Genomic DNA, 22,168 nt, shown 5'->3' with positions numbered 1-22,168 from the left:
ACTAGCCTTTTAGGTGGTCAAGGTCTTCGGCATTAATGGTATCTACCTTACGGAAGAGAACTACCAGAATTGCTAGACCAATTGCCGCCTCAGCAGCAGCCACAGTCAAAATAAAGAATACGAATACTTGACCTGCCATATCACCCAAAAAATGCGAGAAGGCAATAAAGTTCATGTTCACCGAGAGCAACATCAGTTCAATTGCCATCAACAACACAATGACATTCTTACGGTTTAAGAAAATGCCAACGATGCTTGTTGCAAACAAAATTGCACCCAATACTAAGTAATGCGCCAAAGTAATGGTCATTGTTTATCTCCTCGAGCGTCTTGCTTGGCACCCATATCAGAATCCATCTTCACAATACGCATGCGATCAGCTGCATTGACATTAACTTGCTCATGGATATTTTGAGATTTGGAATCTTTACGATTACGTAAGGTCAGCGCTACAGCAGCAATGATTGCCACCAACAAAATAACGCCAGCAACCTCGAATGCGTAGACGTAGTCTACAAAAATCAACATTCCCAAAGCCTGAGTATTCCTCGCCACGGTTTCTTCCAGCATAGGTTGGACTGGCGTACTGGTACCAACAAAGCTGCGAATCAGGACGATGGATAGCTCCAAAACAATCACTGCACCCATTAAAAAAGCAACTGGGAGATATTTTTTGAAATCGCGACGAAGATGCTCAACATCAAGATCGAGCATCATCACAACAAATAGGAAGAGGACCATTACAGCGCCCACATAAACCAGAATCAATGCCAAACTTAAGAACTCGGCCTTGAGCAACATCCACAACCCAGATGCGCAAAAGAATGCGAGCACCAAAAATAATGCGGCATGAACAGGGTTGCGAGCAGTAACTACACGCAATGCTGAAATGACTAACAGCCCAGCAAACGCATAGAAAAAGACAGCAAAAATAGAAGCAGAATCGAATGTCATAAATTTTTGTTCTTCACTCGATTAACGATAAGGGGCATCAGCAGCGCGGTTCACAGATATATCTTTTTCGTACTTATCACCGACAGCTAACAACATGTCTTTAGTGAAATAAAGATCTCCGCGCTTGTCGCCAAAGTACTCAAAAATATTTGTCTCAACAATAGCGTCAACAGGGCAAGCTTCTTCGCAGAAGCCACAGAAAATACACTTTGTTAAATCAATGTCATAGCGACTGGTTCGACGCGTACCATCGTCACGCTCTGCCGTTTCAATAGTGATGGCATAAGCTGGGCAAACTGCCTCACACAACTTACAACCAATGCAACGCTCCTCGCCATTCTCATAGCGACGCAAGGCATGCAGACCTCGGAAACGTGGAGATTGAGGGGTCTTCTCTTCAGGGTACTGAATCGTAATCTTAGGCTTAAACAGATAGCGACCGGTAATAGCCATACCCGTCAAAATATCTTTGAGCATCAAACTATCGAGGAATTGGGAAATTTTCTTAAACATGATTGATCAACTTATTTCCAAATGTTCAATGGGGAAACAACCCATGCACCAACGACAACAACCCAAAATACTGAAATTGGAATAAAGATCTTCCAACCCAAGCGCATGATCTGGTCATAACGATAACGAGGCAACGTAGCCCGTAGCCAGATAACGCATGACAAAAGGAAAAAAGTTTTTCCAAATAGCCAGAAGAAGCCGGGTATGTCGCGCAAAATTGGTAAATCCACAATCGGCAGCCAACCACCCAAGAATAATGTTGAAGCCAAGGCTGCAATCAAAATCATGTTGGCGTACTCAGCCAAGAAGAACATCGCGAAAGCCATGCCGGAATATTCCACCATATGACCAGCAACAATCTCGGACTCACCCTCCACCACATCAAATGGATGGCGGTTTGTTTCTGCGACACCAGAAATAAAGTAGATTAAGAACATTGGTAATAAAGGCAACCAGTTCCAAGAAAGAAAGTTCAGACCTAAGTCCGCAAAGTAACCCTGCTCTTGAGAGGCAACAATAGCGCTTAAGTTTAATGAGCCTGAAGTGAGCAGTACTGTAACTAAAGCAAAACCCATTGCAATCTCATAAGAGATCATCTGAGCTGAAGCACGCATAGCACCCAGAAATGGGTATTTAGAGTTTGATGCCCAACCAGCCAAAATCACGCCATAAACACCAATAGATGAAATGGCCATTACATAGAGTAAGCCTGCGTTCACGTCCGCTAGCACCATCTTTGCCTGAAAAGGAATCACAGCCCAAGCAGCAAATGCCGGCATGATCACCATCACGGGAGCAATAACGAACAATACTTTGCTAGCCTCCGCAGGAGAAATAATCTCCTTCATCAATAACTTCAAGGCATCTGCAATTGGCTGCAACAAACCTAATGGGCCAACTCGATTAGGTCCAATGCGAATATGCATCCAACCAATGAGCTTACGCTCCCACAGGGTCAGATAAGCAACCGCTCCAAACATTGGTAATACGATAATCACAATGCGAACTAAGGCCCACACTGCTGGCCAGAGCGAACCAAATATAGATTCACCTTGAGTGGTGACTAGGGTCAAGAAATGATCCATCTTGGCCTCTAAGCTTTGCTAAGGGTTACAGGACCAAACATCGATCCTAATTGCGCGCTTGCTAAAGTCCCAGCAGAGACTCTCACTGCTTGACTTGCCAGATTACGCTCTAGTGTTACCGGCATATCGACAGAGAGCGCTCCCTGGGTTACCCGAATAGCATCACCCTCTTTTAAGCCCATCTCCGTAAATAGCTTTTGCCCCAAACCAACTTGATTGCCGCGTTTTGCATCACGGGTTAATTGCAGTGCTGGTGAACGACGCACAATTGAGTCACCGCTATAACTTGCGATATCGGATACGCGCTCGAGACCAGCACCTACTGGAGTCATGCTGACAGATGCAGTGCCCTGATTACTTAACAGCGAGCAATAGTCTTCAGACAAAGCCTCACCGAGAACTTCTTCAGGCGCATTAAATAAAAATCCATCTAAATTAAGCAAGCCACCTAGAACACGCAGCACTTTCCAGGCTGGGCGAGAGTCACCCAAAGGCTTAACCGCAGGCTGAATTGTTTGGGCAACACCTTCTGCGTTCACAAAAGTAGATACCGTCTCAGTAAATGGGGTAATTGGCAGAATAACGTCTGCCACTTCCAGTAGATCAGGACTGCGATAAGCGCTCAGGGCGATGACGGTGTTCGCTTTAGCTAAAGCGGCACGAGCATATTGGGGGTTTGGCAAATCGACATCGGGCTCTAAGTTCATTAGCAACACGGCACGGCGCTCACCAGACAGCAAGGCATCAACACCAGCACCATTTGCTTTGACTAAATTAGCCCCTACTGCATTTCCGCCTACCGGCAGAAAGCCTAAGGTAGCGCCAGTGTGAGTGGCAATAAATTGCGCCAAGGCAAGCAAGCTTGCTGCCTGAGGGTGTGCCTGAGCAGCCGAACCGATGAATACTGCTTTTGAAGAGCCCGACAGCAGTCTATCTGCAATCAATTGAGCCGCTGGAGAAATCGCTGCAAGCTCGATACCCTGTGGCATCGAGATAGATTTCGCAATAGAAACAGCGGATGCCACTTCATTCAATTCTTTAACCCAGGCGCTTGGTACGGCAGCAATACTTCCTACCGCTGGAATTAACCAATCATCGCCGCCCGCGTCAATACGTAACAATTGCAAATGGCGTTTAGCAGCAGCACGTAAACGAACAGCAATTAATGGCTGATCTTTGCGCAAGAAACTACCCACTACCAACACACGATCTAATTCATCGAGTTTGGCTATTGGCATGCCCAACCATGGGGCAGAAGGCGCCCCTTTCACATCAATTTGATGCAAACGGGTCTCAACTTGGCTTGAGCCTAAGCCCCGAACAAGTTTCTGTAGGAGATGCAATTCTTCAACGCTAGAAATCGGGTGAGCAAGTGCAGCAACTGCTTCAGGACCACTCTCTGCGGCAATCGTCTTTAATGAATTGGCTACATAAGTCATGGCAGATTCCCAATCGGTCTCTAGCCACTCGCCACCTTGTTTCACCATCGGGGTAGTAATACGATCTGCGCTATTCAGCCCCTCGTAAGCAAAGCGATCTCGATCACTAATCCAGCACTCATTGATAGCTTCATTTTCTAAAGCGACAACGCGCATAACCTTATTTGCTTTTGTTTGAACAGTAGTGTTACTACCCAAACTATCGTGCGGGCTTACAGAGCGCTTGCGACCTAATTCCCATGTACGTGCAGCGTAGCGAAATGGCTTGCTGGTCAATGCGCCCACGGGGCAAATATCGATCATGTTTCCAGACAACTCGGAATCAATTGTTTGGCCTGAAAAAGTAGTAATTTCAGAATGCTCGCCACGATTGACCATGCCTAGCTCCATCACGCCAGCGACCTCTTGCCCGAAACGAACGCAACGGGTGCAGTGAATGCAGCGTGACATTTCCTGCATCGAAATCAACGGGCCAACATTTTTATGGAAAACTACCCGCTTCTCTTCATCGTAGCGAGAATTGGACTTACCATAACCTACCGCTAAATCTTGTAACTGACACTCACCACCTTGATCGCAGATTGGGCAATCCAAAGGATGGTTAATTAATAAAAACTCCATAACAGAGCGTTGAGCTTCAATTGCCTTGGGAGAATGCGTGAAGACTTTCATCCCCTGACTCACCGGTGTTGCGCAAGCAGGTAATGGCTTAGGCGCTTTCTCAACCTCTACCAAACACATGCGGCAATTGGCAGCAATAGATAATTTCTTGTGATAACAAAAATGAGGAATATAAGTGCCCGCTTTATTGGCGGCGTGCATCACCATCGAACCTTGCGGAACTTCTACTGACTTACCATCTAATTCGATTTCGACCATGCTCACTTTAAGCTATCCCGTACTCAGTATCTTTTATAAAGGTTGCGCAGAATCTAAGCAGCGCTTATGTTCCACGTGATACGCAAACTCATCCATATAGTGCTTTAACATGCCGCGCACTGGCATAGCTGCAGCATCACCCAAGGCGCAAATCGTACGACCCTGAATATTGGCAGCTACATCATTCAATAAATCTAAATCTTCTGGGCGACCCTGACCATGCTCAATACGGCTGACAATGCGCCACAGCCAACCAGTACCCTCGCGGCATGGTGTACATTGACCGCAAGATTCTTCGTGATAAAAATATGACAAGCGTTCTAAAGCCCGAACCATGCAACGCGTATCGTTCATCACAATAACGGCGCCAGATCCCAGCATTGATCCTGCTTTCGCAATACTGTCATAGTCCATTGTCACATCCATCATCTGCGAACCAGGAACTACTGGTGCAGAAGAACCGCCGGGAATCACTGCCTTCAAAGTCCGGCCATCTCGCATACCACCGGCAAGTCTGAGCAAATCTGCAAAGGGCGTGCCAAGAGGTATCTCATAGTTGCCTGGATACACAACATCGCCAGATACGGAGAAAATCTTAGTGCCTCCATTATTTGGCTTACCTAGATCTAGATAAGCTTGGCCACCAATTGCCATGATGAATGGCACAGCAGCAAAGGTCTCAGTATTGTTGATCGTTGTTGGCTTGCCATACAAACCAAAGCTCGCCGGAAATGGTGGCTTAAAGCGTGGCTGACCTTTTTTTCCTTCTAATGACTCCAGAAGCGCAGTCTCTTCACCACAGATATAGGCGCCCCAGCCTGGTGAGGCATGTAACTGGAAATTAAAATCACTTCCTAAAATTTTGTCGCCCAAGTAGCCTGCGGCACGCGCCTCTTCTAGCGCTTCCTCGAAACGAGAATACGTTTCCCAAATTTCACCATGAATATAGTTGTACCCTACGGAAATGCCCATGGTGTAAGCACCAATGATCATGCCTTCAATTAATGCATGAGGGTTATAGCGCATGATGTCGCGGTCTTTAAATGTCCCGGGCTCGCCTTCGTCACTATTGCAAATTAAATACTTTTGACCAGGAAACTGGCGCGGCATAAAACTCCACTTCAGTCCTGTAGGAAACCCCGCGCCTCCGCGGCCCCGAAGAGAAGAGGCTTTTAATTCCGCAATGATGGCATCAGGCGTTATTTTTTCACTAATGATGCGGCTAAGCTGTTGATAGCCCCCACGACTCACATAATCTTTTAAGCGCCAATTTTCGCCATTCAAGCCAGCTAGAATGAGCGGTTTAATATGCTTATCGTGCAAGCTAGTCATGCTGCGTTTCCTTCTGCTCGTAACTCTGTCAATAGAGCATCAATTTTTTCATTACTCATGAGGCTGCACATACGCTTGTTATTTACTAACATCACAGGAGAGTCCCCACAAGCGCCCATACATTCGCCCTCTTTCAGGGTGAACATACCGCAAGAAGTAGTTTCGTTGTAGCCAATGCCTAAAGTTTTCTTCAGATGGCTTGCAGCAGTTTCGCCATGCTTTAACTGGCAGGGTAAGTTGGTACAAATCACCAGCTTATATTTACCAACCGGCTTGGTGTCATACATGTTGTAGAAGGTAGCAACCTCATCTACAGCAATCGTCGGCATTTCTAAAATTTGGGCAATAGTCTCAATCACTTCAGGAGAAACCCAACCCACTTCAGTTTGTGCCGCAATTAATGCAGCCATCACTGCTGACTGCTTATGCTCGGGAGGATATTTGGCAACATTATGCGCAATATCAGCAAGCGTTTTTTCGGAGAGGGTAATTGTTGTTGTCATGTATTCATCCCTGGCACGCTACATTAGCGGTCAATCTCCCCGAAAACAATATCTTGGGTACCAATAATAGTTACGGCATCAGCCAGCATGTGTCCACATGACATTTCGTCCATTGCGGAAAGATGTACAAATCCCGGAGCCCGAATTTTTAAACGGTATGGCTTATTAGCGCCATCAGAAATCAAGTAAATACCAAACTCACCTTTAGGATGCTCAACAGCGGCATAAGCCTCACCACTAGGAACGTGCATACCTTCGGTAAAGAGTTTGAAATGATGAATCAACTCTTCCATATTGGTTTTCATATCTACCCGCTTTGGAGGGGCAACCTTATGGTTATCACTCATGACTGGGCCATCATTTGCTTTAAGCCAGGCAACGCACTGCTTAATGATTCGATTTGATTGACGCATCTCTTCCATGCGTACTAAATAACGATCGTAGGAGTCGCCATTCACACCAACAGGAATATCAAAGTCTAACTTGTCATAAGTTTCATAGGGCTGCTTTTTACGCAAGTCCCACTCGATACCAGAGCCACGCAACATCGGACCAGTAAAGCCTAATTGCAAAGCACGCTCAGGTGTCACAACACCGATGCCGACTAAGCGTTGCTTCCAAATACGATTATCAGTTAACAGATTGCAGTACTCATCCACGTTCGCATCAAATCGTCCTGAAAAGGATTCAATGAAATCGAGCAAGGAACCACTTCGGTTTTCATTTAAACGCTTAATCGCAGACGCGCTACGAATCTTGGATTTAGAGAACTGCGCCATTTCTGTTGGCAGGTCACGATACACGCCACCTGGACGATAGTAAGCAGCATGCATACGTGCACCTGATACCGCCTCATACATATCAAAGATATCTTCGCGGTCACGGAAGGCGTACAAGAACACCGCCATCGCACCAACGTCTAAACCATGACAGCCAATCCATAAAAGATGGTTCAGCAAACGCGTTAGCTCATCAAACATCACCCGAATATATTGCGCACGCAAAGGTACATCCACCTGAAGCAACTTTTCAATAGACATGACATAAGCATGCTCATTGGCCATCATCGATACATAATCCAAGCGATCCATGTACGGAACATTCTGAATCCAAGTACGTGTTTCAGCTAATTTTTCTGTAGCGCGGTGCAATAAACCAATGTGCGGATCCGCCCGTTGAATGACCTCTCCATCCAACTCAAGCACTAGGCGCAATACACCGTGCGCCGCAGGATGTTGGGGACCAAAATTGAGGGTGTAGTTCTTAATTTGTGCCATGACTTAGACCGGGCCTCCGTACTGCTCTTCACGAACGATACGCGGCGTTATCTCACGCGCCTCAATCGTTACTGGCTGATAGACAACTCGCTTTAACTCTGGGTCGTAGCGCATCTCTACATTGCCTGAGATAGGGAAATCTTTTCTGAAGGGGTGGCCGATAAAACCATAATCCGTCAAGATGCGACGCAAGTCTTCGTGGCCATCAAAAAGGATGCCATAAAGATCGAACGCCTCACGCTCAAACCAATTGGCAACAGCCCAAACAGGAGTAAGTGACGCAACCACTGGGTAACTATCGTCGGGTGCAAATACACGCACACGTAAGCGCCAGTTATGCGCCAGTGACAAGAGGTGAGAAACAGCCGCAAAGCGCTTACCAGCCCACTGCCCTTCTTTGTAATCCTGATAGTCCACGCCACACAAATCAATTAATTGCTCAAAAGCAAGTGAAGGATCATCACGTAAAAGCATTGCCGATTCTAAATAGGTATCGGCGTTTACAACGATAGTTACTTCACCTAAGGCAGTTTCAATAGACTGCACTCGCTTGCCTAGAACCTTCTCTAAATTGGCTGCCAGTTGAATTAAGCGCTCTGACATGACCTAGGCTTTCCGTGCAATGGTGCTGGTACGTGCAATCTTCGACTGCAGCTGAATAATTCCATAGATCAATGCTTCAGCTGTTGGAGGACATCCAGGAACATAAATATCAACTGGCACGATACGATCGCAGCCCCGTACTACCGAATACGAGTTATGGTAATAGCCACCGCCATTGGCGCAAGAACCCATTGAGATTACCCAACGAGGCTCAGGCATTTGGTCGTAGACCTTGCGAAGAGCTGGAGCCATCTTATTGCACAAAGTGCCAGCCACAATCATCAAATCGGATTGACGTGGGGATGGACGAAAGACCACACCAAAACGGTCTAAGTCATAACGAGAAGCACCGGCATGCATCATTTCAACAGCGCAGCAGGCTAGGCCAAAGGTCATGGGCCATAAGGAACCATTTCGCGTCCAGTTAATCAACTGATCCGCTGTAGTAGTTACAAATCCTTCTTTAAGAACGCCTTCAAGTGCCATATGTTTATCGTTACTCCCAGTCGAGGGCGCCCTTTTTCCAGATATACACAAAACCTACAATAAATACAAATAAGAAAACCACCATCGAAGCATATCCAGCCCAGCCGATATCACGTAAAACAACGCCCCACGGGAATAGGAAGGCTGTTTCTAAGTCGAATAGGATAAAGAGGATAGCGATTAAGTAATAGCGCACGTCGAATTTCATGCGGGCATCTTCGAATGCCTCGAAACCGCACTCGTAAGGAGACAGCTTCTCTACGTCCGGCTTTGAAGGAGCCAAGATTTTTCCGAGGAACATTGGGACTAAACCAACCCCAATACCTACAAGGATAAACAGCAAAACAGGAAAATAATTAGCGAGATTCAAAATAGCCCTGAGTCATTAGCCAAACTTGGCGTTCGTTACTTCAAATTATCGATGAAACCAATAAGTTGCGCTTTAGCGCCAACTTTAACCCCATAAAAACACAATTTTGGTGCCGACGGCGAGACTCGAACTCGCACAGCCTAAGCCACTACCCCCTCAAGATAGCGTGTCTACCAATTCCACCACGTCGGCATCTTGTAAAACATGTCAATTCTACTGCATTGCACTACTTTTCTACAGCATTAAACACCCCAGAAACACCAAAAAAACGGTATTTACTTCGGAACTGCCGGCTTACTTGGATCCTGAGGCGTCACAACCGGGGCAGCCACGGGTGCAACTACTGGAGCCACTGTTCCAGAAAGCACACCAGGACTCACTTCTTTTTTATTTCCAATCCAAGTAATGCCCAGAGTGCAAATAAAGAAAGCTGCCGCAAAAACTGCGGTTGCATGGGATAGAAAATTAGCCGATCCACTAGCGCCAAAAAGACTGCCAGATGAGCCCGAGCCAAAAGCAGCGCCCATATCTGCGCCCTTACCCTGCTGAAGCAGCACAAGCAGGATGACAGCTAAAGCTGAAATCACCTGCAAAACAATCAATAAAGTCTTAAACCATTCCATGGCTTATCTCCAATTAAAAAATCTAGGCCTGACAAATGGCTAAAAAATCTTGGGAGTTTAATGAAGCCCCCCCAATCAATCCACCATCAATATCAGGCATTGCAAACAATTCAACGGCATTGTCAGGTTTGACACTGCCTCCGTACAAAATTCCCACATGGGATGCTACATCTTCATTAAACTCGGCTAATTGCAAGCGAATCGCACGATGCATATCCTGGGCAAGCTGAGCACTAGCAACTTTACCGGTTCCAATGGCCCAAAGAGGCTCATAGGCAATTAGACAATCCGCCAAGCGATCTTGCAACACAGCAACCTGCCTTGCAATCTGACTCCGTACCACTTCCACTTCACGTCCTGAATTGCGCTCATCGGCAGACTCTCCAACACAAATCACTGGAGTCATACCATTATCAAGTACTTGTAGGGCTTTCTCAGCTATCTGCTCATCAGTTTCATGATGAAACTGACGGCGCTCAGAATGACCAACAATCACATACGCACATCCCAATTCTTTCAACATCGATGCAGCAACATCACCCGTGTAAGCGCCAGTTGCAAAAGCAGAAGCATCTTGTGCACCCAAACTCAAAAAAGCGAGTGAGCAATCTTTAATTAATGCATCGCACTGCGCTAAATACGGGGTTGGCACGCATACCGCATATTGACGCCCTGCAGGCATGCCTTGCTCCATCCCGCGACAAACGGTTTTTACCCAATCAGAATTGCTTGCAAGACTGCCATGCATTTTCCAGTTGCCGATAATAATAAGTGGTCGCATGAAATCTAGCTCAGGCAATCATGAAACAGTTAAAACAATCTTACCAACGTGCTCAGATGATTCCATCAAGGCATGAGCATCTGCTGCTTGATCTAAAGTAAATGTTTTATAAATCACTGGCTTTAATTTGCCCGCATCCAGCAAGGGCCAAATACGCTCGTGCAGCTGTTGTGCAATTTGCTTTTTAAAGGCAATCGGACGTGGGCGCAAAGTAGAGCCTGTGATCGTCAGGCGACGACGCAAAATTTGATTGGTACTAACCTCTGCCTTAGACCCACCCTGAATAGCAATAATCACAATGCGGCCATCATCAGCCAAGCAATCGATCTCGCGCTGAACATAGGCGCCGGTGACCATATCTAAAATGACATTTACACCCTTGCCATCTGTTGCTTTTTTAACTTCTTCCACAAAATCTTGCGACCGATAGTTAATTGCTAAGTCCGCACCAAGATCTACACAGGCAGCACATTTTTCATCGGTCCCTGCAGTCACAAATACTCTGTGACCTAAGGCTTTAGCGATCAAAATTGCAGTCACACCAATTCCACTTGAACCGCCCTGCACTAATAAAGTTTCGCCCTGCGCAAGCTCGCCACGCATGAAGACATTGCTCCATACAGTGAAGAATGTTTCAGGCAAAGCAGCAGCCTCTTGATCTGTGAAACCTTTGGGATAAGGTAGGCACTGCGCGACAGGGGCTAGGCACAAATCTGCATAACCGCCGCCTTGCACCAAAGCACAAACACGATCACCTAGCTTCAACCCAAATACATTGTCTGCATGGGCTAAATCACCGCCAATAATTTCACCGGCGACTTCTAGGCCGGGAATATCAGATGCACCAGCTGGCACAGGATAAAAGCCCTTTCGTTGCAACACGTCTGGACGATTGATTCCTGCAGCAGCTACTTTAATTAAGATCTCACCCGTGCCGGCAGCCGGAGCCACTAGGTCGGGACGAATGTTGGGTACCAGCATTTCTGGTGCACCAAATTCTGTGATCTCAATTACGCGCATAACGATTTCCGCTCTAATCTTTACTCAGTATTGCTTAGGCAGTTTCATCAGAAGCTGGGTTAGCTTGTGCAGCTTCATCAGCGCCAGCTAGAGGAGCAATCGTACCGCCCTCTTCAGCCATGGCCGCTTTGAGAGACAAACGCAAACGACCGCGCTCATCAGCAGCTAACAACTTCACACGAACAATCTGACCTTCTTGTAAATAGTCTTTTACTTCTTTTACACGCTCATTTGAAATTTCAGAGATGTGTAACAGACCGTCTTTACCTGGAAGAATATTAATCAACGCACCGAATTCAAGCAACTTCACTACAGGACCTTCGTAGATCTTGCCAACTTCAGCTTCAGCAGTAATGCCTTCAATGCGGGCTTTCGCTTCAGCCATGCCTTCAGCACTGGTTGAAGCAATCGTTACTGTGCCGTCATCTTTGATGTCAATGCTGCAACCCGTTTCTTTAGTTAAGGCCTGAATTGTTGCGCCGCCCTTACCGATGACTTCACGAATTTTGTCTGGATGAATCTTGAACGACACCATACGCGGAGCATGCTCAGACAATTCTGTACGAACTGAACCCATTGCTTCTTGCATCTTGCTCAGAATATGTAAGCGGCCTTCTTTAGCCTGCGCTAACGCAACTTGCATGATTTCTTTAGTGATACCTTGAACTTTAATGTCCATTTGCAAAGCGGTAATACCATTAGCTGTGCCGGCTACTTTAAAGTCCATATCACCTAAGTGATCTTCGTCACCTAAGATATCGGTCAATACAGCAAAACGATTGCCATCCAAAATCAAACCCATTGCAACACCAGCAACGTGCGCCTTGATTGGAACACCAGCATCCATCATTGCTAAACAACCGCCACAAACAGAAGCCATTGATGAAGAGCCATTCGATTCAGTGATCTCGGATACCACACGAATACTGTAAGCAAAATCTTCTGCACTTGGCAATACTGGAATCAATGCGCGCTTAGCTAAACGGCCATGACCAATTTCACGGCGCTTTGGACTACCTACACGACCTGTTTCACCAGTAGCGAACGGAGGCATGTTGTAGTGGAACATAAAGCGATCACGGTACTCACCTTCGAGTGCATCAATAATTTGCTCATCACGTGCAGTACCTAAGGTGGCAACTACCAAAGCTTGAGTTTCACCACGGGTAAATAATGCAGAGCCGTGCGTACGTGGCAATACACCATTACGAATTTCGATTGGGCGAACAGTGCGTGTATCACGACCGTCGATGCGTGGCTCACCATTTAAAATCTGGCTACGAACAATCTTGCCTTCGATTTCAAAAAGAATATCGTTCACAGCAACCGCATCAACATCACCCTCTTGGGCCAACTGAGCTAATACAGTCTTCGTAGTTTCTTTCAGCTTGTCTGAGCGTGCGCCCTTTTGACGAATCTGATATGCCTCACGTAATGGGCCTTCAGCCAAAGCAGTAACTTTAGCAATAAATGGCTCATCTTTAGGGGCTGCAGTCCAATCCCACTCTGGCTTGCCAGCTTCGCTTACCAATTCATTGATAGCGTTAATGGCTGTCTGCATTTGGTCATGGCCATACACCACCGCGCCCAACATAATTTCTTCTGATAACTGATTGGCTTCTGATTCCACCATTAATACTGCAGCTTGCGTACCAGCAACGATCAAGTCCATCTCACTAGTGGCTTGCTCGGGACGGGTTGGGTTCAACAGGTATTGGCCATTTGCGTAACCTACGCGTGCCGCACCAACGGGGCCAGCAAACGGAATACCAGAAATAGCTAACGCAGCAGAAGCAGCAATCAAAGCAGGAATATCTGAAGGTACATCAGGGTTGATCGATAAAACGTGAATAACAACCTGAACTTCATTTAAGAAGCCTTCTGGAAATAAAGGACGCAATGGGCGATCGATCAAGCGGGAGATTAATGTCTCACCTTCGGATGGACGACCTTCACGACGGAAAAAGCCACCAGGAATTTTTCCGGCGGCATATGTTTTTTCTAGGTAATCCACAGTCAACGGGAAAAAAGACTGGCCAGGCTTGGCTGACTTGGAAGCTACCACTGTACCCATGACGACTGTGTCGTCGATATTAACGATGACAGCGCCACCGGATTGACGAGCAATCTCACCTGTTTCCATTGTTACCTGGTGATTGCCCCATTGAAAGGTTTTTACTGCTTTATTAAACATCGTCATTTTGATCTTCTCCAAATTGTTCACACATAAGCCACATGGATTACATGCTTGTCGTGGGATAAAGCAGTGTCACGACAACACTGGAGCGCTTGAAGATTACAAAGGATGTCATTCCAGGGAGGCACTGGCTTACTGAGCCCAGAAACTCATTGGAATGACACGATCCTCTATACAAATAATCTACAACCGCCCAAAAAACATGCCACCTTCTTAAGACTGATTCAACAAAGAAACAACCCTAAGATAGATGGCATTGCATACCAATAAGAATTACTTACGCAGACCTAATTTCTCAATCAATGCGCGATAGCGACCCAAGTCTTTGCCTTTGAGGTAATCCAAAAGGCGACGACGACGTGAAACCATCTTCAACAAGCCACGACGGCTGTGATGGTCTTTAGCGTTAGCCTTGAAATGGGGTGTTAATTCATTAATACGGGCTGTTAGCAATGAAACTTGCACTTCAGGGCTACCCGTATCGTTTGCGCTACGCGCGTTGTCTTTGACGATTTCCGCCGTTTTAATATCAGCAACTGCCATTTTCATACTCCTTACTTGCGATCACCCGAGCTCTCACCCATTCTGTGTCGTGCGTTATTAACAAAATAAAACAAAAAAGCTTTACAAATCAAAGCCCTCGAATTGTAGCAGAAAGGAGGTAAAAGCTGGGATTTGGATTGGCTTATGCGGGATTGATGGCTTCAGGGCTAATAATGAAATCAGAGAGATCGTGATACATTTCAACGAAATCCACAAATTAAGGCCGTTTTGATGAAAAACCGACTACTTATCCCGTTATTACTGGCTCCCCAGTTGGCATTTGCCTCATTTTTGCCAGCCGACCTCATTGATGGGGTCGCCAATGCCATTTCCTGGGCGGTACTTATCTTGATGCCCATTGGCTTTATTGGCCTATTTTGGTACGTTCACGTTCTTCCCGACACCATTGCTAAGCGCCGCCAGCATCCGCAAAGGGATGCAATTCATGCTTTATGCGTTCTGTCCCTATTTTTTGCTGGCCTGCTTTGGCCAATTGCTTACCTGTGGGCATATACCCGCCCCACAATGTACAAACTCGCCTATGGCAGCGACCAGTATCAGCCTATCGAAGAAACCGATTCACCTAAAAAGACAGATCAATAACGATGGAAGCCATATTACTAGGCATATATGCCTCAATTGTTTGGTTAATCTTTTTTAAGTACAAACTTCTGCCCTGGAATTTCTTGGCAAAAGTGATTGTTTTTACGATTCCGATTGTGGGCATGATCACTTTGATCTTGCTACTCAACGTCTTCTCGCCATCCACTGGAAATGTTCTGGTGGTACGCAATTCCGTGAGCATTGTGAGTCAAGTCCGCGGTCGAGTGATAGAGGTCCCTGTCACTATTAACCAACGAGTTAAAAAAGGCGATGTTCTTTTTAAGGTTGATCCTACTCAATACAAAGCCACCGCAAATTCCATCAAAGCAAAGTTTAAGTTAGCGCAGTTGCGCTTAGTAGAAAACAAACAGCTTGTTGCCAGCGGTGCGGGTAGTCGTTTTGATTTAGAAAAAGCAGAAGCAGACTTTGCTGATCTAGAGGGGCAGCTCATTACCGCCAATTATGATCTTGAACAAACCATCATGCGCGCACCGAGTGACGGTACGGTGGTCAATGTACAGCTACGCTCAGGAGCCTTTGTTGCTGCTTTCCCATTAGCATCTGTTATGACATTCTTAGAAGATGCGCCGCAAATTTATGCCCTCTTTAGCCAAAACGAATTACATCAAATTGAAATCGGCAATGAAGCAGAGTTCTACCTCCCCGTATTTCCTGGGAAAGTATTGAAGGCGACAGTGGAGTCTGTGATTTTGGCTGAAGGTCAAGGACAAATGAATGCCTCTGGCAACTTGCCGACCACTGGCTTGCGTGACATTCCAAGCAATCGTTTTGCCGTTAAGCTTGCGCTTGATGATGCCAAGAATGGGCTTTTACTACCCGCTGGTGCTGTTGGTGATGGTGCGGTATATACCAATCACCTCGCGTTTTTACACATCATTCGCAAGGTGATGATTCGGGTTAGCACTAAGCTCAATTACATCATTCCGAAACTACATTAATGTCTATGCCATTTTCCAAAGGGTGGCTCCCCAAGTCGCTCTTAATTAGCGCGAGCGTCTATGTACTGAGTGCTTGCGTTAGCCCCCTAATGACCAGCAAAGATTTAAAAGAAAAATCGCTGCCTAATGTACAAGTACCCACTCAATTTCAAGCGGCTGATAGCCAATCATCTAGTGGGCTTACTGCCAATGATGCGTGGCTGGGGCAATTTAATGATCCAGAGTTAAACGCATTAGCTACGCAAGCGCTTAAAAATAATCCAAGCTTAGCAATCTTCGCCGCCCGAAGATCGCAAGCCCAATCATTAATGGATTCAGCTGGGGGTGCCTTTTATCCAGGCGTCAATGCAATCGGCAACTTGGGTGGTAAAGCGGGATCTAGTGGCAGCGGCTTAACGGGCTACTATATCGGCGCTAATTGGGAATTAGATCTTTGGGGAAGAGTGCGTACCCAAATGGCAGCCACTACCCAAACTTCACGCGCAATAAATGCAGATCAGGATGCTGCGCAACTTTCTTTGCTTGCCTCTCTTGCTAAATCCGTCTGGCTAGCGCGCGTGCTTACAGAGCAAGCAAGACTATCAGAAGAGAATGTTTTTGCAGCAGAAACGGTAGCAAGCCTTACCCAGGTCCGTGAAAAAATTGGCGCCTCCTCAACCAATGAGTTGCTGACTACCCAAGGTTCGGTCGCTCAACTTCAAGAGCTTGCCATCGCTACTAGTGTTGCTAGAGACCAATCTTTACGAGCCGTGCAAGTACTCATCGGTCAATACCCTAGTGCCAAACCATTGCAAGCGATTGCCCTCCCCTCAATGCCTGCAGCGATTGATCCTGGACTGCCAATGGATTTATTAGAGAGAAGACCCGACGTTGTAGCGGCAGAAGCTCGGGTAAACAGCGCCTTTTATACGGCTGATGAGAAGCGCCTTACTCGACTACCCAAGATTAGCCTGTCAGCAGGCTTTGCTTACATTGATAGCCAAGTGTTTAGCTTGATCAATGGAGCATCCACCAGTTTTGGCTTTGGGGCCAGTGTAGCAATGCCTATTTTTCAAGGTGGGGCTATTGAAGCGCAAATTGCCTATCAAAATGCGGAGGCGCGTGCTGCATTAGCCAATTACGGCAAAACGATATTGAATGCCTTTAATGAGGCTGAGAATGGCATTAATGCTGATAATGCGTGGAGGAGTCGAAGCGCCCTCTTGCAAACGCAACTAGATTTACAGACGCGCCTAATGAAAAATACCACCACGGAATTTACTATCGGAAAAGTGGATCAACGCCAAGTTCAGCAGCAGTTGATCAAGACTAATTTAACGAAAATTTCCTGGAATCAAGGCAGGCTTGATGCCCTTGCACAAAGAGTGAATCTCTACTTGGCCTTAGGTGGGCCTGCTACTAACTGAAAACTTGCTGGCCTCACTTAGACCTTACTTAGTCCTTACTTGGGCGCCTCTTCCGTATAGCTACTTTTGTAGCCCGGAGGATAGCGCTGCCACTCCTTACCCTCGATACCTCTTGCATATCCATACTGAAATAATGCCCGCATGTATTCCGTATCAAACTCAGTCTTACGTGGGAAATTAAAGTCAGGGCCAATAAAAGTTAAATTGAAGTTCACCCCATCTAATTGAGTGGTGTGATAAATCCGGTAAAGATCTCCAATGCCTTGAGTCTGAATCAAACTTGAAATCGCTCGACTAATGATGCTCAACGTTCCTCTTTGAGTGTCGCGCCACTCAGGGTCAAGGCGAGAGTTACGAATGATGTAAGCATTGCGTTGATTGTGTAACTTGATTTTCATATCCTTACCGCGCTGCGCTAAAGCACTCGGGTACAAAAATACTTGCGTAATGGCACCGCCGTCAACATGCATCTCTTGAAAAGTCTGGCCAGCTACCTCAAAATCAAACATGATGGGTGAAAATGCCCCCGGTATCGAGGCAGAAGCTAATAAGATTTTGCGAAAGAGCTCAAGCGCTTCCGGCGTACCAATGCCAGCAATTTTTCCCATATTCCAAACTACGGGAACGCCTGCATCCAAATTACTGGTACCAATTAAGAGCCACCGCCCATTGACTGAATACTCATAGGCTATCCGCTTTAGTAATGCATGATCTACGTGTTTAGAGATCAAAGCAAACAGCGGCGTTGTATCCGAAAGACCATCCCCCAAAATGCCACTTAATAAATTGCGCTTAATAAAAATATCGTCTGGCCCAATTTGGGTATAAACGTCACGCAGCACAGGGTCATATTCCTTACCCAAATACGCAAATGGTGCAATTAAAGCGCCAGTGCTAATGCCGGTTACTAAATTAAAGTTAGGGCGATTGCCTCTTTCGGTCCAGCCTATCAGAAGACCTGCTCCGTATGCCCCATCATCACCACCACCAGAGAGAGATAAGTAGTTAGCGGCCTGAGTGAAGTCAATGCTATTAGCTGTCTTACGTAAGGCCATGACATCCGCTGCCATCTGATTAATTCCAGCTTCGCTAGCAACCAAATAACGTACACCATCCATACCAGCAATTTTTGCCTCACCCATTTGTCGAGGCGGCACTGATGCCTTGCGCTCTAGTGCGCCACAGGCCGAAAGGCAGCAGATCGCAATAAGAATCGCAGTCTGGCGACGAAATAAAGAGTAAGGAGAGCGTTTTTTCACTTGAGAGATTATAAAGTTGTATCACTATGAATATTCTTAATAATGAATCAAATTAGACAATGACCAAACTCCAATCTATTCGCATACTAGCTCTAGGGCTAGCCCTACTTTGCCCATTAGGGGCATCTGCCCAGTTCTCCAATCCGTTTGCCTCGGATAAGAGTATCCCTGCGCAACGGGAAGATATTCTGAAAAAGAATCAAGCCATACTGGAGCAGCTCTATAAAACATCGCCAAAAGCACGAGAGGCTATTGATAGATCGGCAGGTTATGCGACCTTCAGTAATTTTGGCATGAAGATCTTAATTGCAGGTGGCGGCACCGGTAGTGGTGTAGTCATTAACAACGCAAGTAAAAAAGCAGTCTATATGAATATGGCTGAAATCCAAGCTGGGCTCGGACTTGGAATCAAGTCATTTCAGAATATATTTGTATTTCAAACAGCTGCCGCAATGAACGACTTTATCAACTCAGGCTGGACTTTTGGTGGGCAGGTTACTGCTGCCGCTAAGTATCAAAATGATGGCGCTGCCTATCAAGACGCTACGGTTGTCGCTCCTGGCGTGTTGATGTACCAGCTAACCGACTCTGGACTTGCAGCCGAAATCACGGGCAAAGGAACCAAGTACTACAAAGACAGCACCCTAAATTAATTAGGGCGTCATCTGGGCGTTGATCTTGGCTAAGCTAGGATCATGCAGCTTGTTTAGGGCCGATAAATAGGCCTTAGCAGAAGCAGCAATAATGTCTGGATCAGTGCCAACGCCATTCACAATGCGCCCGCCCTTGGTCAGGCGTACAGTAACCTCACCTTGTGACTGCGTACCAGAAGTAATGGCGTTCACAGAGTAAAGCAGCTGCTCAGCCCCACTCTTGGCTAGCGCCTCAATTGCGTTTAAGCTAGCGTCCACTGGGCCATTACCCTCTGCCTCAGAACTGACCTCTTGATCACCCATCCTAAAAGTCACTTTAGCTTTTGGACGCTCACCAGTTTCAGAATGCTGACTTAAAGCAACAAAGTGGTAATGCTCACCCGCTTCCGCTGTCGCAGAATCTGACATGATGGCGATAATATCCTCATCAAATATATCCACTTTCTGATCAGCTAATGTCTTAAAGCGTACAAAAGCGTCATTTAAATCTGACTCGGCTTCAACAGTAATTCCTAAATCATGTAAACGCTGTTTAAAGGCGTTACGGCCAGATAGCTTGCCCAATACGATCTTATTGGCAGCCCAACCTACATCTTCTGCACGCATGATTTCATATGTCTCGCGATTCTTCAAAATGCCATCTTGATGAATGCCTGAGGCATGTGCAAATGCATTAGCACCAACAACCGCTTTATTGGGCTGAACGACAAAGCCAGTAATTTGAGAAACCAACTTCGATGATGGAACAATTTGACTTGCATCGATGCCGCAAACCATATCAAAGTAATCCTTACGTGTACGCAAGGCCATGACAATTTCTTCTAAGGCAGTATTACCAGCTCGCTCACCCAAACCATTAATCGTGCACTCAATTTGACGCGCTCCACCTATCTTGACTCCTGCCAAAGAGTTGGCCACCGCCATACCTAAATCATTATGACAATGCACTGACCATACTGCTTTATCGGAATTGGGGACGCGCGTGCGCAAGGTTTTAATAAATTCGCCATACAACTCCGGAGTGGCATAACCCACTGTATCCGGAATGTTGATCGTAGAAGCGCCCTCTTTGATGGTGGCCTCAACGACTCTGCATAAAAAATCCATCTCTGAACGATAGCCATCTTCTGCAGAGAACTCCACATCATCAGCCAAGTTTCTGGCAAAACGAATAGATCGTTTTGCTTGCTCCAATACTTCCTCAGGAGACATGCGCAATTTCACTGCCATATGCAATGGGCTAGTAGCCAAGAAGGCATGGATCCGCTTAGCCTTGGCTGCCTTTAAAGCATCCGCTGCACGGGTGATGTCTTTATCGTTGGCACGTGCAAGTGAGCACACAATTGAATCTTTAATGGCTGCGGCTACCGCCGAGATCGCCTGAAAATCACCCTCAGAGCTGGCTGCAAAACCAGCTTCGATGACATCCACTTTCAAGCGCTCTAGTTGGCGAGCGATGCGAACCTTTTCATCCTTTGTCATTGAGGCGCCAGGGGATTGCTCGCCATCACGTAAGGTGGTGTCAAAAATGATTACTTTATCGCTCATCACTACTCTCCGGTTCAATATTGCTTTGGATATTTTTTAATACTACGTTCTTTAAAACAAAAACCCCAGCTATAAGCTGGGGCTGGTATTTGGTGGTTAATGAATTATTTCAATCTCATTAACTCAGGCCTTACCTGCCCCAAGCTGTAAGCTTAGCGCCAGAAGAAGGAGCTCATGTAAGGGGTAGGAATGGATCAACATGCTTTCAATATAACCCAATTATTTGTAATTAGCTAAATCTTTACCAGAGCTTAGCTAATACGGCGCCCACTAAAGCGCTCCCAGGCCCAAATGACATAACCTGAAATCGAGTAAATAACGAATAAACCGAATAAGGTAAGAGGCGGGTTGGAAGAGATCAATACAAAGGTGAGGATCATCAACACCATCACACCAAAGGGCACGCGGTAGCGTACATCCAGCGCTTTTCCACTATAAAAACGAGCATTAGAAACCATCGTCAAACCAGCGTAGATAGCCAAAAAGAAGGTGATCCAAGGGATAGCAGTATCGCGTACCGGGATTTTGTTGTCGTCCGCCAGCCAGATAAAGCCAGCCATCAAAGCGCCAGCGGCAGGACTTGGCAGGCCCTGAAAAAACTTCTTATCGACGACTGTAGTGTTGACATTAAAGCGTGCCAGGCGCAAAGCTGCACCCGCACAGTAAGTAAAGGCAGCGAGCCAGCCTAACTTACCCATATCCTTCAGTGCCCACTCATATGCCACTAAAGCAGGGGCCACCCCAAAAGAAACCATGTCAGCTAAAGAATCGTACTGCTCACCAAAAGCACTTTGGGTATTTGTCATACGCGCTATGCGGCCATCCATGCCGTCGAGAACGAGCGAGGCAAAGATAGCAATCGCGGCAGTCTCAAACTGGTGATTCATCGCATTGACGATGGCAAAAAATCCACAAAATAGTGCCGCAGTTGTAAATGCATTGGGCAAAAGGTAGATGCCCTTACTACGCTTACGCGGCTTTCCTTCGTGCAGCTCTTCTACTTCAAAATCTACTGCATCACCAAGGTCTTCCGCCCAGTCATCCTGGTTACGCTCAGCGGACTTTGAGGAAAGACGACTACGATCGATGCGACCACGACGGCGAAATGTTGACAAAGTAGCTCCGGTAACAGTAC

The 22,168-nt window shown here is 46.4% G+C and carries 24 protein-coding genes and 1 tRNA gene; 5 read left to right on the top strand and 20 right to left on the bottom strand.

Features of this window, described 5'->3' with window-relative positions; translation table 11 throughout:
- Position 1 precedes the first annotated feature (1 nt).
- The 16 genes from nuoK to pnp form a co-directional block, all read right to left on the bottom strand.
- A complete protein-coding gene (gene nuoK, locus QUD86_RS03350; RefSeq protein ID WP_286298150.1) occupies positions 2–310 on the bottom strand; it encodes an NADH-quinone oxidoreductase subunit NuoK in 309 nt (102 codons plus the stop codon).
- Positions 307–954, bottom strand: a complete 648-nt coding sequence (locus tag QUD86_RS03345) for an NADH-quinone oxidoreductase subunit J (RefSeq protein ID WP_286298149.1) — start codon at positions 952–954, stop codon at positions 307–309. The genes nuoK and QUD86_RS03345 overlap by 4 nt, the downstream gene beginning before the upstream one ends.
- 21 nt (positions 955–975) lie before the next feature.
- Positions 976–1,467, bottom strand: coding sequence for an NADH-quinone oxidoreductase subunit NuoI (nuoI, locus tag QUD86_RS03340; protein WP_286298147.1), 492 nt, complete (start codon positions 1,465–1,467; stop codon positions 976–978).
- 11 nt (positions 1,468–1,478) lie between these two features.
- Positions 1,479–2,552, bottom strand: coding sequence for an NADH-quinone oxidoreductase subunit NuoH (nuoH, locus tag QUD86_RS03335; RefSeq protein WP_286298146.1), 1,074 nt, complete (start codon positions 2,550–2,552; stop codon positions 1,479–1,481).
- A gap of 8 nt (positions 2,553–2,560) precedes the next feature.
- On the bottom strand, positions 2,561–4,870 hold the full coding sequence (gene nuoG / locus QUD86_RS03330; RefSeq protein WP_286298144.1) for an NADH-quinone oxidoreductase subunit NuoG: 2,310 nt from the start codon (positions 4,868–4,870) through the stop codon (positions 2,561–2,563).
- A 33-nt stretch (positions 4,871–4,903) separates the two neighbouring features.
- A complete protein-coding gene (gene nuoF, locus QUD86_RS03325) occupies positions 4,904–6,202 on the bottom strand; it encodes an NADH-quinone oxidoreductase subunit NuoF (RefSeq protein WP_286298142.1) in 1,299 nt (432 codons plus the stop codon).
- On the bottom strand, positions 6,199–6,705 hold the full coding sequence (gene nuoE / locus QUD86_RS03320) for an NADH-quinone oxidoreductase subunit NuoE (RefSeq protein ID WP_286298139.1): 507 nt from the start codon (positions 6,703–6,705) through the stop codon (positions 6,199–6,201). The genes nuoF and nuoE overlap by 4 nt, the downstream gene beginning before the upstream one ends.
- Positions 6,706–6,728: 23 nt before the next feature.
- Positions 6,729–7,982 carry an NADH-quinone oxidoreductase subunit D gene (locus QUD86_RS03315; protein WP_286298137.1) on the bottom strand — a complete coding sequence of 418 codons (1,254 nt, stop codon included), beginning with the start codon at positions 7,980–7,982 and terminating at the stop codon, positions 6,729–6,731.
- Positions 7,983–7,985: 3 nt separating this feature from the next.
- Positions 7,986–8,585 (bottom strand): NADH-quinone oxidoreductase subunit C, encoded by a 600-nt coding sequence (locus tag QUD86_RS03310; RefSeq protein ID WP_286298135.1) that lies wholly within the window; start codon positions 8,583–8,585, stop codon positions 7,986–7,988.
- A 3-nt stretch (positions 8,586–8,588) separates the two neighbouring features.
- Positions 8,589–9,071: a NuoB/complex I 20 kDa subunit family protein gene (locus tag QUD86_RS03305; protein ID WP_011902891.1), complete on the bottom strand. Its 483-nt coding sequence runs from the start codon at positions 9,069–9,071 to the stop codon at positions 8,589–8,591.
- Between the two features lie 10 nt (positions 9,072–9,081).
- On the bottom strand, positions 9,082–9,441 hold the full coding sequence (locus QUD86_RS03300; protein ID WP_100380141.1) for an NADH-quinone oxidoreductase subunit A: 360 nt from the start codon (positions 9,439–9,441) through the stop codon (positions 9,082–9,084).
- Positions 9,442–9,548: 107 nt separating this feature from the next.
- Positions 9,549–9,633 (bottom strand) — tRNA-Leu (locus tag QUD86_RS03295).
- Between the two features lie 83 nt (positions 9,634–9,716).
- The gene (secG, locus tag QUD86_RS03290; RefSeq protein ID WP_286298071.1) at positions 9,717–10,064 is read right to left on the bottom strand and encodes a preprotein translocase subunit SecG; all 348 of its coding nucleotides are present in this window, start codon (positions 10,062–10,064) and stop codon (positions 9,717–9,719) included.
- Positions 10,065–10,086: 22 nt separating this feature from the next.
- The gene (tpiA, locus tag QUD86_RS03285) at positions 10,087–10,845 is read right to left on the bottom strand and encodes a triose-phosphate isomerase (protein ID WP_286298068.1); all 759 of its coding nucleotides are present in this window, start codon (positions 10,843–10,845) and stop codon (positions 10,087–10,089) included.
- Positions 10,846–10,863: 18 nt separating this feature from the next.
- Positions 10,864–11,865 (bottom strand): NAD(P)H-quinone oxidoreductase, encoded by a 1,002-nt coding sequence (locus tag QUD86_RS03280; protein WP_286298066.1) that lies wholly within the window; start codon positions 11,863–11,865, stop codon positions 10,864–10,866.
- A gap of 34 nt (positions 11,866–11,899) precedes the next feature.
- Positions 11,900–14,065: a polyribonucleotide nucleotidyltransferase gene (gene pnp, locus QUD86_RS03275; protein ID WP_286298063.1), complete on the bottom strand. Its 2,166-nt coding sequence runs from the start codon at positions 14,063–14,065 to the stop codon at positions 11,900–11,902.
- Positions 14,066–14,170: 105 nt separating this feature from the next.
- On the opposite strand from pnp, the gene QUD86_RS03270 reads away from it, so the two are divergent.
- Positions 14,171–14,332 (top strand): hypothetical protein, encoded by a 162-nt coding sequence (locus QUD86_RS03270; protein WP_286298061.1) that lies wholly within the window; start codon positions 14,171–14,173, stop codon positions 14,330–14,332.
- Positions 14,333–14,335: 3 nt separating this feature from the next.
- On the opposite strand, the gene rpsO is transcribed toward QUD86_RS03270, so the two are convergent.
- Positions 14,336–14,605, bottom strand: a complete 270-nt coding sequence (rpsO, locus tag QUD86_RS03265; RefSeq protein ID WP_112204355.1) for a 30S ribosomal protein S15 — start codon at positions 14,603–14,605, stop codon at positions 14,336–14,338.
- A gap of 231 nt (positions 14,606–14,836) precedes the next feature.
- Between rpsO and QUD86_RS03260 the strand changes: the two genes are divergently transcribed.
- From QUD86_RS03260 to QUD86_RS03250, 3 genes are read left to right on the top strand one after another with little or no spacing between them, the layout of a single operon-like run.
- Positions 14,837–15,208, top strand: a complete 372-nt coding sequence (locus QUD86_RS03260) for a DUF3302 domain-containing protein (protein WP_286298018.1) — start codon at positions 14,837–14,839, stop codon at positions 15,206–15,208.
- Between the two features lie 2 nt (positions 15,209–15,210).
- Complete coding sequence (locus QUD86_RS03255) at positions 15,211–16,167, top strand: HlyD family secretion protein (protein ID WP_286298016.1); 957 nt, start codon at positions 15,211–15,213, stop codon at positions 16,165–16,167.
- The gene (locus QUD86_RS03250) at positions 16,167–17,573 is read left to right on the top strand and encodes an efflux transporter outer membrane subunit (RefSeq protein WP_353506536.1); all 1,407 of its coding nucleotides are present in this window, start codon (positions 16,167–16,169) and stop codon (positions 17,571–17,573) included. The genes QUD86_RS03255 and QUD86_RS03250 overlap by 1 nt, the downstream gene beginning before the upstream one ends.
- Before the next feature lie 35 nt (positions 17,574–17,608).
- Here QUD86_RS03250 and QUD86_RS03245 read toward each other — a convergent pair whose 3' ends face one another.
- Positions 17,609–18,832, bottom strand: coding sequence for a patatin-like phospholipase family protein (locus QUD86_RS03245; RefSeq protein WP_286298014.1), 1,224 nt, complete (start codon positions 18,830–18,832; stop codon positions 17,609–17,611).
- A 59-nt stretch (positions 18,833–18,891) separates the two neighbouring features.
- On the opposite strand from QUD86_RS03245, the gene QUD86_RS03240 reads away from it, so the two are divergent.
- A complete protein-coding gene (locus QUD86_RS03240; RefSeq protein ID WP_286298012.1) occupies positions 18,892–19,485 on the top strand; it encodes a lipid-binding SYLF domain-containing protein in 594 nt (197 codons plus the stop codon).
- Here the strand turns inward: QUD86_RS03240 and QUD86_RS03235 are convergent, their stop codons facing one another.
- Together QUD86_RS03235 and pssA are read right to left on the bottom strand one after the other, a co-directional pair.
- Positions 19,486–21,033 (bottom strand): 2-isopropylmalate synthase, encoded by a 1,548-nt coding sequence (locus QUD86_RS03235; protein ID WP_286298011.1) that lies wholly within the window; start codon positions 21,031–21,033, stop codon positions 19,486–19,488.
- Positions 21,034–21,284: 251 nt separating this feature from the next.
- Positions 21,285–22,148 carry a CDP-diacylglycerol--serine O-phosphatidyltransferase gene (pssA, locus tag QUD86_RS03230; protein WP_286298010.1) on the bottom strand — a complete coding sequence of 288 codons (864 nt, stop codon included), beginning with the start codon at positions 22,146–22,148 and terminating at the stop codon, positions 21,285–21,287.
- Positions 22,149–22,168: the final 20 nt, after the last annotated feature.

This window comes from Polynucleobacter sp. TUM22923, from assembly GCF_030295705.1.
In the GTDB taxonomy this organism is placed as follows: domain Bacteria; phylum Pseudomonadota; class Gammaproteobacteria; order Burkholderiales; family Burkholderiaceae; genus Polynucleobacter.
The sequence above is the reverse complement of the archived record's forward strand: the minus strand, read 5'-3'. Positions and strand labels throughout refer to the sequence as shown.

Bases quoted from the DNA above. Each gene is read 5' to 3' on its own strand.
- nuoK (WP_286298150.1), bottom strand. From the start codon at position 310: ATGACCATTACTTTGGCGCATTACTTAGTATTGGGTGCAATTTTGTTT.
- QUD86_RS03345 (WP_286298149.1), bottom strand. From the start codon at position 954: ATGACATTCGATTCTGCTTCTATTTTTGCTGTCTTTTTCTATGCGTTT.
- nuoI (WP_286298147.1), bottom strand. From the start codon at position 1,467: ATGTTTAAGAAAATTTCCCAATTCCTCGATAGTTTGATGCTCAAAGAT.
- nuoH (WP_286298146.1), bottom strand. From the start codon at position 2,552: ATGGATCATTTCTTGACCCTAGTCACCACTCAAGGTGAATCTATATTT.
- nuoG (WP_286298144.1), bottom strand. From the start codon at position 4,870: ATGGTCGAAATCGAATTAGATGGTAAGTCAGTAGAAGTTCCGCAAGGT.
- nuoF (WP_286298142.1), bottom strand. From the start codon at position 6,202: ATGACTAGCTTGCACGATAAGCATATTAAACCGCTCATTCTAGCTGGC.
- nuoE (WP_286298139.1), bottom strand. From the start codon at position 6,705: ATGACAACAACAATTACCCTCTCCGAAAAAACGCTTGCTGATATTGCG.
- QUD86_RS03315 (WP_286298137.1), bottom strand. From the start codon at position 7,982: ATGGCACAAATTAAGAACTACACCCTCAATTTTGGTCCCCAACATCCT.
- QUD86_RS03310 (WP_286298135.1), bottom strand. From the start codon at position 8,585: ATGTCAGAGCGCTTAATTCAACTGGCAGCCAATTTAGAGAAGGTTCTA.
- QUD86_RS03305 (WP_011902891.1), bottom strand. From the start codon at position 9,071: ATGGCACTTGAAGGCGTTCTTAAAGAAGGATTTGTAACTACTACAGCG.
- secG (WP_286298071.1), bottom strand. From the start codon at position 10,064: ATGGAATGGTTTAAGACTTTATTGATTGTTTTGCAGGTGATTTCAGCT.
- tpiA (WP_286298068.1), bottom strand. From the start codon at position 10,845: ATGCGACCACTTATTATTATCGGCAACTGGAAAATGCATGGCAGTCTT.
- QUD86_RS03280 (WP_286298066.1), bottom strand. From the start codon at position 11,865: ATGCGCGTAATTGAGATCACAGAATTTGGTGCACCAGAAATGCTGGTA.
- pnp (WP_286298063.1), bottom strand. From the start codon at position 14,065: ATGACGATGTTTAATAAAGCAGTAAAAACCTTTCAATGGGGCAATCAC.
- QUD86_RS03270 (WP_286298061.1), top strand. From the start codon at position 14,171: ATGTCATTCCAGGGAGGCACTGGCTTACTGAGCCCAGAAACTCATTGG.
- rpsO (WP_112204355.1), bottom strand. From the start codon at position 14,605: ATGGCAGTTGCTGATATTAAAACGGCGGAAATCGTCAAAGACAACGCG.
- QUD86_RS03260 (WP_286298018.1), top strand. From the start codon at position 14,837: ATGAAAAACCGACTACTTATCCCGTTATTACTGGCTCCCCAGTTGGCA.
- QUD86_RS03255 (WP_286298016.1), top strand. From the start codon at position 15,211: ATGGAAGCCATATTACTAGGCATATATGCCTCAATTGTTTGGTTAATC.
- QUD86_RS03250 (WP_353506536.1), top strand. From the start codon at position 16,167: ATGTCTATGCCATTTTCCAAAGGGTGGCTCCCCAAGTCGCTCTTAATT.
- QUD86_RS03240 (WP_286298012.1), top strand. From the start codon at position 18,892: ATGACCAAACTCCAATCTATTCGCATACTAGCTCTAGGGCTAGCCCTA.
- QUD86_RS03235 (WP_286298011.1), bottom strand. From the start codon at position 21,033: ATGAGCGATAAAGTAATCATTTTTGACACCACCTTACGTGATGGCGAG.